Annotated in this window: 1 protein-coding gene (only partly in view); it reads right to left on the bottom strand. The window is 71.0% G+C overall.

The whole window is internal to a non-ribosomal peptide synthetase gene (locus tag A5780_RS32525) on the bottom strand: the coding sequence, 31,746 nt in all, runs 13,062 nt past the left edge and 1,960 nt past the right edge, and what appears here is coding positions 1,961-18,684 (codon 654, partial, through codon 6,228, complete); the first complete codon in reading order (the gene reads right to left) occupies positions 16,720-16,722. Both the start codon and the stop codon lie outside the window.

Below are 16,724 nucleotides of genomic sequence, written 5' to 3'. Positions count from 1 at the left end.
CAGCGGATTCAGCGAATAGCCGTCCGCGGCGATGTGGTGGACGACCACGACGAAGACGTGGCTGGTGTCGGATTCGCGGATGAGCAGGGCCCGTACCGGCGGTGCGGCGGTGACGTCGAAACCGCGTCCGGCGAAGTCGGCGATCGGCTGCGCCGCGGCGCCCGTTCGGCTCTCGAACTCGATATGCGCCTGTTCCGGAGGCAGCACTGCCTGGCAGCCCTCGCCCTCGGCATCGAGCGGATAGTAGGTGCGCAGCGCCTCGTGGCGGGCGACCACATCGGTGAAGGCGCCGTACATGGTCGCCTCGTCCAGATCGCCGAGGATGCGCACCGCGACCGCGATATTGTCGGCCGCCGAATCCGGAGCCAGGCGGTTGAGGAACCACATGCCCTGCTGCACCGGCGCCAGCGGAACGACCTCGGGCCGTTCGGCGGCGACGGGCCCGGGCAGATCCGTTGCACTGCCGTCGATGTCGCTCATGGCGGCGGCCAGACCGGCGACGGTCGGGTGTTCGAACAGCAGGCGCACCGGAACGCGACGGCCGTGGCGCTCGCCGAGCCGGGCCAGTACCCGCGTGGCGACCAGCGAATTACCGCCGAGGGCGAAGAAGTCGTCGTCGGCGCCGACCCGTTCGATGCCGAGTACCTGTGCGAAGGTTTCGGCGACCAGGCGTTGAGCCGGTGTGCTCGGCTCCCGGTACTCGCCACCGCCGAAGACCGCCGCGACCCGCGGATCACCGGCATCGGGCAGCGCAGTGCGATCGAGCTTGCCGGAAGCATTGAGCGGGAACGCGTCCAGGACGACCACGGCCGACGGGACCATGTACCCGGGCAGTTGCGCGACGGCGGCGTCGCGCGCCCGCTCGCCGAGGCCGGGTGCGACAGAGCCGTCGCCGGCCGGGGTGACGAAACCGATGAGGTGATCGCCACCCGGAGCCGTCACGGTTCGCACGGCCGCCGCGGCGACACCGGGCACCGCCGCGAGCACCGCCTCGATCTCGCCGAGTTCGATGCGCTGACCCCGGAACTTCACCTGGAAGTCGGTGCGGCCGAGGTAGATCAGTTCCGGTGCGCCGCCGCCGACGTCCCAGCGCACCAGATCACCGGTGCGATACATCCGGGAGCCGGGTTCGCCGGCGCCGTTCGACACCGCGAACGGATCGGCGACGAACCGGTCGGCGGTGAGGTCGGCGCGGCCGTAGTAACCGCGCGCCAGTTGGGCGCCGGCCAGATACAACTCCCCCGCGACACCCGGCGGGGTCGGCCGCAGCCGCGAATCCAGCACGTAGACGCGGCTGTTCCATTCGGGCCGGCCGATCGGCAGGGCCGGGCGGTCGGTCACCCCGGTGACATCCCGGTAGGTGATCGAGACTGCCGCCTCGGTGGGCCCGTACAGGTTGTGCAGCCGCGCCGAGCTGATCGCGCCGAACGCCCGCACCGTCTCGGCGGGCAGCGCCTCACCGATCACGAACACCTGTCGCAGCGACCGCACCTGCGCCGAGCCGACCTGCGCGGCGAAGACACTGAGCATCGAGGGCACGAAATCGGTGACGGTGACGCCGTATTCGGCGATGGTCTCGGCGAGGTAGCCCGGATCGCGGTGGCCGTCCGGAGCGGCCAGCACCAGGGTGGCGCCGATCCGCAACGGCAGGAAGTAGCCCCACAGCGAGACGTCGAAGGTGGTCGCGGTCTTCTGCAGGTACACATCGGCGGCGGTGAGCCGGTATTCGGCCTGCATCCACGTCATCTGATTGACGATCGCCGCGTGAGTGACGGTGACGCCCTTGGGCTTTCCGGTCGAACCGGAGGTGAAGATCACGTAGGCCGGATGGTTCGCGTACATCGGGCTGTGGCGTTCGTTCACCGCGATCGGGTCGTCGCGGTAGGCGTCGAGGGCGACGGAGTCGACCGCGACGGTCGGGCCGTCGAAGTCCACCTCGGCACCGGCGGTGGTGAGCAGGACCGCGGGCCGGGCCGTCTCCAGGATGTGGGCGATGCGCTGGGCCGGATGGTCGGGATCGATGGGAACGTAGGCCCCGCCGGCCTTGAGCACGGCGTACATCGCCACCACCAACGCCGGCGAACGCCGAATCGACAGGGCGACGAGCGATTCCGGGCCCGCCCCGGCGGCGATGAGGTGGCGGGCGAGCCGGTTGCTGCGGCTGTCCAGCTCGCCGTAGGTGAGGACGGTCGGCGCCGACCCGTCGTCCGGGATGTAGCGCACCGCGGGCAGTTGCGGCGCGGTCGCGGCCTGGGCTTCGAATTCGTCGAGCAGCAGTTCCGCGCCGAAACCGATATGCGCCGAATCGTTCCACTCGGTGAGGACGCGCTCGCGCTCACCGGCGGCGAACAGGTCGATATCGCCGACGACGCGCTGCGGCTCGTCGATGACCGACTCGAGCACCCGCAGGAACCGCGCGGCCAGCCCCTCGACCGTCGCCGCGTCGAAAAGTGCTGTCGCATAGGTGAACCCGATCTCGCGATCGGTGACGGTGACCTGCAGGTCGAACGGATTCACCGCGGTGTCGAGGCGCACCTCGCCGACGGTCAGCTCACCCAGTTCGACCGTCACCGGATTCAGGTTCTGGAAGAACAAGGCCACCTGGAACAGCGGGTGGTGGGCTTGCGATCGAGGCGGGTCGAGCACCTCCACCAGCCGCTCGAAGGGGATGTCGGCGTGGGCGAAGGCGGCGAGATCACTCTCGCGCACCTGCCGCAGCACGGCCGAGAACGGCTGCGCCGCCTGAATATCGGAGCGCAGCACGAGGGTGTTGACGAACATGCCGACCAGATCGTCGAGCACCGCCGCACCACGTCCGGCGACCGGTGCGCCGATGGCGATGTCGGCCGTACCCGACATCCGGGCGAGCAGTACCGCGAGCGCGGCGTGCACCACCATGAAGGGCGTGCTCTCGTAGCGTCCGGCCAGGTCGTCCAGGCCGGCGCGCAGCCGCGCGTCGAAGTCGACGGTGATCGTGGCCGCCGCGTGATCGGCCACCGCCGGGCGTGGCCGGTCGGTGGGCAGGTCCAGCCGGGCCGGAAGTCCGCGCAACCGGTCGCGCCAGAACTCCAGTTGGCGCGCGGCCGAGGACTCGGGATCGGATTCCGCGCCGAGTACTTCGCGCTGCCACAGCGCGTAGTCGGCGTACTGGATCGCCAGCTCGTGCCACTGCGGCGCGGTCCCGGCACTGCGGGCCGCGTAGGCCGTGGCGATATCGCGCGCGAGCGGTCCCATCGAGAAGCCGTCCGCGGCGATGTGGTGAACGACGAGAACCAGAATATGTTCGGGCGCAGCGCTTTCCGATCGAACCGGCAACAGGGCCACGCGCAGCGGAACCTCGGTGGTCACATCGAAGGGTTCGGCGACGAATGCGCCGACGACCGCGGCGATGTCGTCGCCGTGCAGCCGCGACAACACCGGTACGTGGTCGGCGGGCCGAATCTGCTGGTAGCCGATGCCGCCGATATCCGGGTACACCGTGCGCAGCGTCTCGTGGCGCGCGACGATATCGGCGAGTGCGGATTCCAGCGCCGCCGTATCCAGCGCACCGGTGAGGCGCAGCGCGACGGGGATGTTGTGCACGCTCTGCCCGGGGTCGAACCGGTTGAGGAACCACATCCGCTGCTGCGCCGGCGAGAGCGGCACCAGGTCCGGGCGCGGGCGCGCGATCAGCGGCACGGCGGCGCCGCGGCCCGCGAATTCCGCGGCGCGGGCGGCCAAGGCGCCGGCGGCCGGCGCATCGAAGATCAGGCGTACCGGTAGTTCGGCGTCGAGTTCGGCGCCCAGCCGGGCGGCCACACGGGTGGCGGTCAGCGAATTGCCGCCGAGGGCGAAGAAGTCGTCGTCCAGTCCGACCCGGTCCAGACCCAGCAGCTCCGCGTAGACGGCGGCGACGGCGAGTTCGGCCCGCGTGCCGGGAGCGCGGTAGGCGCGTGCCCGGAAAGCCGGCTCCGGCAGGGCTTTCCGGTCCAGTTTGCCCGACGCGTTGAGGGGCAGGGCGTCCATGGTCATGAGCACCGCGGGGACCATGTATTCGGGCAGCCGCCGGGCACAGTCGGCGCGCACCCGCTCGGCATCCAGGTCACGGCCGGACGCGGCGACCACGTAGGCGACGATCCGATCGCCGGTGTCGCGGTCGTCGCGCACCACGGCCACGGCTTGGGCGACGCCCTCGGATTCGCGCAGGGCGGCCTCGATCTCACCGAGTTCGATGCGCAGGCCGCGCACCTTCACCTGGAAATCGGCGCGGCCCACGTATTCCAGTTCGCCCGTGGCCTGCCAGCGTGCGATATCGCCGGTGCGATACATGCGTTCACCGGCGCGGAACGGATCGGCCACGAAGCGGTCCGCGGTCAGGTCGGGCCGGGCGACATACCCCTCGGCCAATTGTGCTCCGGCGAGGTACAACTCGCCCGCCACACCGGCGGGGACGGGACGCAGAGCCGAATCCAGCACGTAGACACGGGTATTGGCCACCGGACGGCCGATCGGCACGGTCACGGTGTCGGCATCGGTCACCTCGTGGAAGGTGACATCGACCGCGGCCTCGGTCGGACCGTACAAATTGTGCAGCGGCGCACCACCGAGCTCACGCCAGCGCGCGGCCGTATCCGCGGGCAACGCCTCACCCGAGGTGAACACGCGACGCAACGACGCCGGGGCCGCCGCCACCGAGCTGACGAATACGGCCAGCATCGAGGGGACGAAGTGCGCCGTGGTCACGGCCTCCTCGTCCATCGACCGCGCGAGATACGCCGGATCGCGGTGCCCGTCGGGGCGCGCCACCACCAGCCGCGCACCCACCTGCAACGGCCAGAAGAACTCCCACACCGACACATCGAAGGTCGCCGGAGTCTTCTGCAACACCGCATCATCCGCACCGAGGCGATACTCCGACTGCATCCACACCAGACGATTCACGATCGCCCCGTGACTCACCGCCACACCCTTGGGACGACCCGTCGACCCCGACGTGAAAATCACATACGCCACATGCTCCGGCCGCAGCTTGCCCAGCCGATCCACATCGGTCAGCGGACCGTCGGCGTAGCCGGACACGTCCAGCCGATCGAGGTCGAGCACCGGCGGCGCCGACTCCGCGCGTACCGGCGCATCCGTGGTCGCGAGTACACAGGCCGGACGCGCGGTGTCGAGGACGTACCGGATGCGTTCGGCGGGATGGTCGGGGTCCAGCGGCACATAGCCGGCCCCCGCGGCGACGGTCGCGTACATGCCGACCACGAGTTCCAGCGATCGGCGCATATGCAGCGCCACCAGCGATCCGGGGCCCACGCCCTGCGCGATCAGGTGGCGGGCGAGCCGGTTCACGCGGGCGCCGAATTCGGCGTAGGTCAGCGTCGTCTCCGCGTAGGTGAGCGCGGGCGCCTTGGGCGTGCGCGCGGCCTGCACATCGAACAGCACGGGAAGTGTTGCGGTGCGGTCGATTTCGGCAGCGGTCGCATTCCAGATGTCGAGGACCTGCAACCGTTCGGACAGTTCCAGCAGGTCGATGTCGCGGATGCGGACGTCGGGGTCCGCCGTCACCGCGGTGAGCACCCGCAGCAGCCGGCGACCGAGTGCGGTCACCGTCGACGCGTCGAACAGATCGGTGGCATACCGCAGCACCGCCTGGAGTTCGCGGCCCTGCGCGCCGTCGACCTCGGCCAGCGACAGCGCGAGATCGAATTGCGCCACGGGATTGGCGAGCGGGTAATCGGTCACCTCCAGCCCGGGTAGCCGCAGGTCGGTGCCGGAGCGCTGCTCGAACGACAGCAGCACCTGCACGATCGGCGCATAGGCCTGGGAGCGTTCGGGATTCACCTCCTCGACCAGCCGGTCGAACGGCAGGTCGGCGTGGGCGAAGGCCCGCACGTCGGCGTCGCGAACCTGGGCGAGCAGCTCACCGAACCGTTCGTGCGCGCCGATCCGGGTGCGCAGGACCAGCGTGTTGACGAACATGCCGACCAGGTCGTCCAGCGCCTGCGCCGATCGGCCCGCGATCGGTGTGCCGACGGCCAGGTCCCCGGTACCGGACAGCTTGGCGAGCAGGGTGGCGTAGGCGGCGTGCAGCACCATGAAGGTGGACACGCCCGCGCGCCGGGCCAGGGTCTCGACGGCGGCGGTCAGCTCGGCCGGAATGCGGAATTCGATCGCCGCGCCCGCGCCCGACGCCACCGCCGGCCGCGGCCGGTCGCCCGGCAGGTCGACGACCGCGGGCAGGTCGGCCAGCTCGGCGCGCCAGAATTCTAGGTGGCGGGCCAGGCGGGATTCGGGGTCGTCGGCGCGACCCAGGACCGCGTGCTGCCACAGCGCGAAATCGGCGTACTGCACCGGCAGCGGCTGCCAGTCGGGTACCGCCGCGGCCCTGCGGGCGGCGTAAGCGGTCACCAGATCGCGAGCCAGCGGCGCGGTGGACACGCCGTCGGCCGCGATGTGGTGCACGACCACCAGCAGGATGTGTTCGTCGGGCGCTACCCGGAAAGCGCTGATCCGCAACGGAATGTCGTGCCGCAGATCGAAGCCGCGCGCCGCCGCGGCGGCGAGTTCGGCATCCACGTCGCCGGCATTCACGGTATGTAGCGTGAGGGCCGTGGCGGCGCAGTCCTCGACGGCGCGAATGTCCTGGCGCGGGCCTTCGGCATCCTCGGGGAAGACCGTGCGCAGCGACTCGTGCCGAGCCAGGACATCGGTGACCGCCTCGGAGAGGGCGAATTCGTCCAGATCGCCGCGCAGGCGCAGGGCGAACGGGATGTTGTACATCGCCGAATCCGGCTCGATGCGGTTCAGCAGCCAGATGCGAGTTTGGGCGAGCGACAACGGAATTCGGTCGGGACGCGGCCCGGCGATCAGCGGCGGGACGGTCGCGCCCGGTGCGTCGTCGACGAGGCGGGCGAGCAGAGCGGCGGTGGGTGCGCCGAAGATCTCGGCGACGTTGAGATCGCAGCCCAGCGCCTCGTTGACCCGGGCGACCACCCGCATGGCGAGCAGGGAGTTACCGCCCGCGGCGAAGAAGTCGTCGTCGGCACCGAAGCGATCGGCACCGGCCGGGTCGAGGCCCAGCAGTTCGGCCATCACGGCGGCGACCACGGCCTCGGCCCCTTCGGCCGGGGCGCGGTAGACGGACTTCTCCCCCGGGTCCACGGCCGGCAGTGCGGCGCGGTCGAGCTTTCCGGAGCTGTTCACCGGTAGTTGCGCCAGCACCGTGACCCCGGCCGGGACCATGTACGCCGGCAGGGCGCGGCCCGCGGCGGCCAGGACGGCAGCGGAATCGACGGAGGCACCCGCCGCCGGCACCACGTAGGCGTGCAGCCGGGCCCGCTCGCCCGCTCCCGTCACCACCACCGCCGCCTGGGCGACGCCGACCCGGCCGGTCAGCGCGGCCTCGATCTCGCCGAGTTCGATGCGCAGTCCGCGCAACTTCACCTGGAAGTCGTTGCGGCCCAAGTATTCCAGTTCACCGTTGCGGTTCCATCGGACCAGATCGCCGGTGCGGTACATCCGTGCTCCGGCGTCGAACGGGTCGGCGACGAAGCGATCGGAGGTCAGGTCGGGCCGGCCGACGTACCCGCGCGCAAGCTGATCGCCCGCAAGGTACAGCTCGCCGGTGACACCGACGGGGACGGGACGCAGCGTCGAATCCAGCACGTAGACACGGGTATTGGCCACCGGACGGCCGATCGGCACGGTCACCGCGTCCGCCTCGGTCACCTCGTGGAAGGTGACATCGACCGCGGCCTCGGTCGGACCGTACAAATTGTGCAGCGGCGCACCACCGAGCTCACGCCAGCGCGCGGCCGTATCCGCGGGCAACGCCTCACCCGAGGTGAACACGCGACGCAACGACGCCGGGGCCGCCGCCACCGAGCTGACGAATACGGCCAGCATCGAGGGGACGAAGTGCGCCGTGGTCACGGCCTCCTCGTCCATCGACCGCGCGAGATACGCCGGATCGCGGTGCCCGTCGGGGCGCGCCACCACCAGCCGCGCACCCACCTGCAACGGCCAGAAGAACTCCCACACCGACACATCGAAGGTCGCCGGAGTCTTCTGCAACACCGCATCATCCGCACCGAGGCGATACTCCGACTGCATCCACACCAGACGATTCACGATCGCCCCGTGACTCACCGCCACACCCTTGGGACGACCCGTCGACCCCGACGTGAAAATCACATACGCCACATGCTCCGGCCGCAGTGGCGACACCCGGTCGGCATCGGTCACCGCGTCGTCGGCACAGCCGGACAAATCCAGCCGGTCCAGCCGCACCGCGTCCACACCGGCCGGTAATTCGGGTGCGTCGGTGGTGGTCAGCACACACGCGGGTCGCGCGGTGTCGAGGACGTGGCGCACCCGATCGGCGGGGTGGTCGGGGTCCAGCGGTACGTAGGCCGCCCCGGCGGTGACGATCGCGTGGATGGCGACGACCAACTCCAGCGAGCGCGGAATGCGCACGGCCACAGCGGTATCCGGTCCCACGCCGCGGGCGATCAGATAGCGCGCGAGCCGGTGCACCCGCCGGTCGAATTCGCGATAGGACAGACTGGTGCCCTCGAAGGTCACCGCCTGCGCGGCCGGGCGCTGCGGCCGGGCGGCGAGAAGTTCGGGCAGGGTACGGGGGCCGACCGGGTAGGCGGTGGCATTGTGCCCGCCGATCAGCCGCTCGCGTTCGGCCGGCGACATCAGCTCGACGTCGGCGACCCGGGTGGTCCCGTCGGCCGCCATCGCCGCCACGATCCGCTCGAACCCGTCCAGCAGCGCCGCGACGGTCTCCGGATCGAACAGGTCGGCGGCATAGTGCACGTGCAGGTCGATACCCGCGGCCGTACCGTCCGGCGCGTAGGTCTCGTTCGCGGTCCAGTGCTGGTCGACCTGGATCGGCGCCGCCGCGGGTTCGACCGCGGCGATCTCCAGCCCGTCGAGCCGCAACTGCGCGCGGGTCTGGTTCTGCAGCGTCAACGACACCTGGTACAGCGGCGAATGTGCCCGGGAGCGAGCCGGATTCAGGACGTCGACGAGCTGTTCGAACGGCACCGCGGCATGGTCGAACGCCGCGAGGTCGACGGCCCGCACGTGGTCGAGATGTTCGGCGAGACTGTCCCCGCCGTGCACCGGCGTCCGCAGCACCAGGGTGTTGACGAACATGCCGACCAGATCGTCGAGCGCCTGATCACCGCGCCCGGCGACCGGGGCGCCGATCACGATGTCGTCGCTGCCTCCGAATCGGGACAGCAGCACCGACAGCGCGGCGTGCAGCACCATGAACGGTGTCACCCGATGCGCGGCCGCGAGATCGTGAATGCGCTGGTGCAGGGCGGGACTCAGCCGCGCGGTGCGGGCACCGCCCCGCTGGGAGGCGATCGCGGGGCGCGGACGGTCGGTCGGCAGCGCCGACAGCTCCGGCGCCCCGGACAGTTGCGTACGCCAGAATTCCAGCTGCCGAGCCGATTCCGAGTCCGGATCGGCGATCGACCCGAACGTGCGCTGCTGCCACAGCGCGTAATCGGCGTACTGGATCGGCAGCGGCGACCACTGCGGCGCAGCGCCCGCGGTGCGGGCCTGGTAGGCGACGGCGAGGTCTCTGGTCAGCGGGGCGAAGGACCAGCCGTCGGCCGCGATGTGGTGGACGACGAACAGCAGCACGTGGGTCTGCGCGGCGCGATCGGCGTCGGGGGCGCGGCGCACCCGCAACAGCCGGATCCGCACGGGCACCTCGTCCGCCACGTCGAAACGACTGTGCGCCAGGGTTTCCGCCATGGCGGCGACCTCGGTGGCATCGATATCGGTGACCGCGAGATCCGGGACGGCGGCGGGTAGAACGCATTGGGTCGCCGCCCCGTCCCGCTCGGGGTAGCGGGTACGCAGGGTTTCGTGCCGCTCGATCACATCGGCGATCGCGGCGCGCAGGGCGGCGATGTGCAGATTGCCGGTCAGCCGCAGCGCGAACGCGATGTTGTAGCTGCCGCCGCCGGTGTCCAGGCGGTTGAGCATCCACATGCGCTGCTGAGCGATCGACAGCGGCACGATCTCCGGGCGCGGGACCACGGCACTCGGCCCGGTGTCACGGGAACCGTTGTCCGACAGTGTGATCCGTGCCGCCAGCGCCCGTACGGTCGGCGCGTCGAAGACCGCGCGCACCGGCACCGTGTCCCCGGTCGCCTTGTTCAGGCGTGCGGCGAGCTGCGTGGCGACGAGCGAGTTGCCGCCCAGGGCGAAGAAGTCGTCGTCCGCACCCACCTGTTCGACGCCGAGCAGGGCGGCGAAGGTGTTCGCGACCAGCACCTCGGCGGCGCCGACCGGCGCCCGGAACCGCGCCGGCGCCAGCACCGGTTCGGGCAGCGCCTTGCGGTCCACCTTGCCCACCGGGGTCAGCGGAATCTTGTCCAGGACGACCAGTGCGGCCGGCACCATATGCGAGGGCAACCGGCGGGCCGCGAAATCGGTGAGGCCGGCGGGGTCGATCGCGCGTCCCGGCTTCGGCAGGACGTAGGACACCAGCATGGTGCCGCGGGTGTCGTGGTCGCGGCCCAGGGTGGTCGCGTAATCGACGTCGGGGTGGGCGCCGAGCACCGCGTCGATCTCGCCGAGTTCGACCCGGAAGCCGCGGATCTTCACCTGGAAATCCGAGCGCCCGACGTACTCCAGCTCCCATTCCGGCTGTGCCTGCCGCACGGTCGGCGCGGGCGCCCGCCAGCGCACGACGTCGCCGGTGCGATACATCCGGCTGCCCGGCGCACCCCAGGGGTTGGGCACGAACCGCTCGGCGGTGCCTCCCGATCGGTTGCGGTATCCCCGCGCCAGGCCACCACCCGCCAGGTACAACTCACCGGCCACTCCGGGCGCCACGGGCCGCAGCCGCCGGTCCAGCACGAGCGCCGACATGCCGTGCACCGGAGTTCCGATGGTGACCGGCCGACCGGCGGTCAGGCGCGCGTAGGAGGAGATGATGGTGGTTTCGGTCGGACCGTAGCCGTTGAAATAGCGGCGGCCGGGCTCCCAGGTCGCCAGCAGTTCGTCGGTGGTGACATCGCCGCCGACCGAAAGTACCTGCAGCTGCGGCTGTTCCGCGGCATCCAGGGTGCCCAGCACGGCGGGCGTGATGATCGCGTGCGTCACCACCTCCGTGCGCAGCAACGCGCCCAGCTCGGGGCCGCCGATGACGCGCGCCGGCACGATCACCAGCGTCGCGCCGGTGGCGAAGGCGCAGATCCATTCCAGGACCGAGGGGTCGAAGCTCGGCGAGCAGATGTGCAGCATGCGATGTTCGGGCCGCAACCCGTACCGCTCGATCGCGTACTGGGCCAGCCCGCCCAGGCCGGCGTGCGTCACGGTGACGCCCTTGGGCATACCCGTCGAGCCCGACGTGTAGATCACATACGCCGGATGGGACATCCGCAGCGTGGCGATCCGTTCGGCGTCGCCGATCGGCCCGGCGGGCAGGGCGGCGAGCTCGGCCTCCGTCGCCGGTGCGTCGAGGACCAGCCAGCGCACGCCCTCGGGCAGTGCGTCGGCGTACGCGGCGACCGTGATGCCGACCCGCGCCGCCGAGTCGGTGACCATGTAGCGCACCCGCTCCGCGGGATAGGTGGGGTCGACCGGCACGTGTGCGCCGCCGGCCTTGACCACCGCCACGGCCGCGGCGACCATCTCGAAGGACCGCGGAAGCGCCACGGCCACCAGCTGTTCCGGGCCGACGCCCGCTGCGATCAACCGGCGGGCCAGCCGGGAGGAGTAGTCGTCGAGGTCGCCGTAGGTGATCGAACGGCCCTCGTAACGCACCGCGATCCGGTCGCGCCCCAGACTCAGCCCGGCGGTGAGCAGTTCCGGCAGCAGCGCGGTCGCCATCACCTCGTCGGGCCGCACCCGGGTCAACCGGACGTATTCGTCGGCACTGAGCAGCGACGTATCACCGACCGCGGCCTCCGGATCGGCGACCAGCTGCCGCAGCAGACCGAGGAAGCGGCTCGCGAAGCCCTCGATCGTGGCGTGGTCGAAAAGGTCGCGGGCATAGGCGAATTCCGCGGCCATCCCGTCGGCCGTCTCCCGGATGTTCAGGGCCAGATCGAATTTCGCGGTTCCGGCGTCCGGCTCGACCGTGCCGACCCGCAGCCCCGGCAGCTCCAGCTCACCGGTGGGCAGATTCTCGAAGGCCAGCGCCACCTGGAACAACGGATGCCGCGCGGTGGACCGTTCCGGATCGAGCAGTTCCACCAGTCGCTCGAACGGCAGGTCGGCGTGTGCGAAGGCACGCAGGTCGGCCTCGCGGGTGCGGTCGAGCAGTTCGGTGAAGCTCGCGCCGCCGGGCACCGGGGTCCGCAACACGACGGTGTTGACGAACATGCCGATCAGATCGTCGAGTTCGCGCTCGCCGCGCCCGGCGATCGGCGACCCGATCGCCACGTCGTCGGTACCGGCCATGCGGGCCAGGAAGATCGCCAGCGCGGTGTGCACGGCCATGAAGGTGGTGGCCTGCCGCCGCTGGGCGAGTTCGCGCAGGCCGTCGCGGATGTCGCCGCCGATATCGAATCGCACCCGGCCACCGGCGTAGGAGGGGCGCATCGGGCGCGGCCGGTCGGTGGGCAGATTCAGCTCGTCGGCCAGCCCGGCGAGCGTCGCCCGCCAGTAGGCCGCCTGGGCGGCCAGGACACTGTCGGGATCCGATTCCGAACCCAGCACCGCGTGCTGCCAGATGCTGAAATCCGCGTACTGCACGGGCAGCGGTTCCCACTGCGGTGCGGTCCCGGCCACGCGGTGGCCGTAGGTGGTCATGAGGTCGCGGGTCAGCGGGGCGATCGACCAGCCGTCGGCCGCGATGTGGTGGGCCACGAAGACGAGGATGTGCTCGGGCTCCGCGCCGTCCGGGCCGGCGGCGCTGATGTCGCTGCCGTCGTCGGCGCGGCTGCGCAGCAACGCGATGCGCAGTGGCGGTTCGGCGGTGACGTCGAATCCCCGCGCGGTGAGCGCGGCGATGCGGCCCGCGATCTCCGCCGCCGGCACATCGACCGGTGTCAGGTCCACGCGCACATCGGCGGCGGGCAGCACCTCCTGGGCGGGGCCGTCCTCGTGTTCGGGATAGCGCGTGCGCAGGGTCTCGTGGCGTTCCAGCACATCCGCGACGGCGGCGGCCAGCGCCGCGACATCCAGGGCGCCGGTCAGCCGGACCGCGACCGGAATGTTGTGGACACCGGACTCGGGATCGAACCGGTTGAGGAACCACATCCGCTGCTGCGCCGGCGAAAGCGGAATGCGCTGCGGCCGTTGCTGTTTCACCAGCGCGGGCCGGGCCCGCTCGGCCACGTCACCGCCGACGGCGGCCGCGAACGCGGCGACGGTCGAGGCCTCGAACAGGGTGCGCACCGGTACCCGGGCATCCACGATCCGGCCGACGCGGGCACTGACCTGGGTGGCGTCGAGCGAACTACCGCCGAGGGCGAAGAAGTCGTCGTCGCGGCCGACCCGCTCCAGCCCGAGCACGTCGGCGAACACCGCGGCCACCCGCTCCTCGAGGGGGGTGCGCGGGGCGTGGAATTCGGCGGCCGCCAGCACCGGTAGCGGTAACGCCGCGCGGTCCAATTTGCCGCTGCTGTTGAGCGGGAATTCGGTCAGTTCGACGACGGCGGTGGGAATCATGTAGGCGGGCAGCACCGCGCCGAGACCGTCCCGCACGGCCTGCACATCGAGTTCGGCACCCGGCGTGCGGATCACGTATCCGGCGAGGTAGTCGCCGCTCTCGCCGGTGATCAGGCGCACCGCGGCCTGGCCGACACCCGGTGCGGCCAGCAGGGCGGTTTCGATCTCCGGCAGTTCGATGCGCTGGCCGCGGAACTTCACCTGGAAGTCGATGCGGCCCAAATAGTCGAGCTCGCCCTCGGGGGTCCAGCGCACCAGATCACCGGTGCGATACATCCGTTCGCCGCCCGGGGCACGACCGGCGGGCCCGGAGGCGGTAGCGGAGCGTGACCCCGCAGGGCCCCCGGGAGCGCCCCTTTTGGACACAGCGAAGGGATTGGCGACGAACCGGTCCGCGGTCAGATCGGCGCGTCCGCAGTAGCCGCGCGCGAGCTGGGTGCCGGCCAGGTACAACTCGCCCGGCACACCGATCGGCACCGGATGCAGCCGGGCGTCCAGCACGAAGACCTGCGAATTCCATTCCGGCTCGCCGATCGGCACGCTGCGCACGTCGTCCGGGGTGACCTCGTGGCAGGTGATCGACACCGCCGCCTCGGTCGGGCCGTACAGATTGTGCAGGGCGCCGTCGCACTTCTCGGCGAACAGCGCCGCGGTTTCGGCGGGCAGCGCCTCACCGACGACGAAGGCGGCCCGCAGGGTGGCCAGCTCCCGCGCCTCGGCATGGTTGAGGAAGACGGTGAGCATCGACGGCACGAAGTCGGTCAGCGTAACCCGCTGCGCGGCAATGGTTTCGGCGAGATAGCGGGCGTCGCGGTGGCCGTCGGGGGTGGCCAGGATCAGGGCGGCGCCGGCCCGCAGCGGAAGGAAATAGCCCCACAGCGACACGTCGAAGGTGGTCGCGGTCTTCTGCAGGTAGATGTCGCCGGCCCGCACCCCGTACTCGGCGTGCATCCATTCGAGCTGGTTGGCGATGGCGCGATGGCTGACCGCGACTCCCTTGGGCCGCCCGGTCGAGCCGGAGGTGAACAGCACATAGGCCGGGTGGTCCGGATGCAGCGTGCCGCGGCGCTCCCGATCGCCGATCTTGGCGGCGGAGTACTCGGAGAGGTCCAGTTCGTCGAGGTGAACCACCGCCGTATCGGAGGCCGTCGGCGGCAGTTCGAAGCCGGCGGCCCGCGTGGTCAGCACCGTATGCGGCCGCGCGGTGGCGAGGATGTGGCCGATGCGTTCGATCGGATGGGACGGGTCCACCGGAACGTAGGCGCCGCCCGCGTGCAGCACCGCGTACATGCCGAGCACCAGTTCGATCGACCTCGGCATGGCCAGCACGACCAGCGTCTCCGGACCGACGCCGGATTCGATCAGCTTGCGGGCGAGGCGGTTCACCCGGTCCGACATCTCGCCGTAGGTCAGTTCGGCGTCCTCGAAGACGAGCGCGCGATTGTTCGGCGTGCGGCGCGACTGCCGGTCGAACCCCTCGTGCAGGAAGTGGTCGGCCACCTTGTGGCCGCTGGCATTCCAGCTGGAGGTCACATAGTCGAGTTCGCCGGCGTCGAGCAGTTCCAGATCGCCGACCGGCAGGTGCGGGTCGGCCGTGGCGCCGCCGAGCAGGCGCAGGAATTTGGCGGCGAATTCCTCGACCGTCGGCGCATCGAAAAGATCGGTGGCATAGGTGAATTCGGCGCGGTATCCGCCCTCGGGCGGTGTGGAAACGGTGAGCTGGAGGTCGAATTTCGCGAAGCCGGGATCGAAATCCACGAGCTCGGTCTCGAGGCCCGGCAGTTCCGGCGTGCCGACCCCGATGTTCTGCATGAACAGGCCGACCTGAAACAGCGGATGCCGCGCCTGCGACCGCGCCGGATTCAACACCTCCACCAGGCGTTCGAACGGAATCTCGGCATGAGCGAAGGCATCGAGATCGACGGCGCGGGTGCGGCGGACCAGTTCGGCGAAATCGGCGTCGCCCGCCACCCGGGTCCGAAGGACGAGCGTGTTGACGAACATGCCGACCAGATCGTCGAGTGCGCGCTCGCCCCGGCCCGCGACGGGGGTGCCGATCGCGATATCGCTCGTCCCGGACAACCGGGCGAGCAGCAGCGACAGGGCCGCGTGCAGCACCATGAACGGCGTGGCCCGCAGTTGTTCGGCCAGTTCGTCGATGGCGGCGCGCAGACCGGCGTCGATGGCGAATTCGACGGTCGCGCCCCGATACGAGGCCGCGGCCGGGCGCGGCCGATCGGCGGGCAGATCCAATTGCGCCGGGAGCTCGGCCAATTCGTGCTGCCAGAACGTGAGCTGGCGGGCCGCCTCGGAGTCCGGATCGGTGTCGTCGCCGAGTACTCGCTGCTGCCACAGCGTGTAGTCGGCGTACTGCAGCGGCAGCGGCGACCATTGCGGGGCGGTGCCGCGGCTGCGCGCGGTGTAGGCCTGGATCAGGTCGCGCAGCAGCGGTCCCATCGACACGCCGTCGGCGGCGATGTGGTGGACCACCAGCGCCAGGGTGTGATCGTCGGCGCCCGTACGCAGCAACCGCACCCGCACCGGAATCTCGGCGGCGACGTCGAAGCCGGTGGCGGCCACCTCTCGCACCGCCGCGACCAGATCGGCCTCGGCGACCTCGACCGGCGCCAGCTGCGGCTCGGCGACGGGCCGCACGACCTGCACGGCCCCCGCGGCGGTCTGGGGATACACCGTGCGCAGCACCTCGTGACGCGCGGTCACGTCGGCGACGGCCGCACGCAATGCCGCGGTGTCGAGCCGGCCCCGCAGGCGCAGCGCGACCGGAATGTTGTCCACCGCGGCCGCGGCGTTGCCGGTGGCGTCACTGTTGGCCAGGCGGTTGAGGAACCACATCCGGCGCTGCGCCGCCGAGAGCGGGACGGTATCCGGGCGCGGGCCGGCGACCAGCGGCGGCCGCATGCGCGCGGTGGTGGCCAGGGCGGCGAGCCCGGCCGGGGTGGGACGGTCGAAGAAGTCCCGCACGTCGACCGCGATGTCGAGAGCGGCCGAGATGCGCGCGATCGCGCGGGTGGCCAGCAGCGAATTGCCGCCGCGGGCGAAGAAGTCGTCGTCGGCGCCCACTGCGTCGATGCCGA

Origin of the sequence: Nocardia sp. 852002-20019_SCH5090214 (assembly GCF_001665865.1) — a bacterium.
In the GTDB taxonomy this organism is placed as follows: domain Bacteria; phylum Actinomycetota; class Actinomycetes; order Mycobacteriales; family Mycobacteriaceae; genus Nocardia; species Nocardia nova.
The sequence above is the reverse complement of the archived record's forward strand: the minus strand, read 5'-3'. Positions and strand labels throughout refer to the sequence as shown.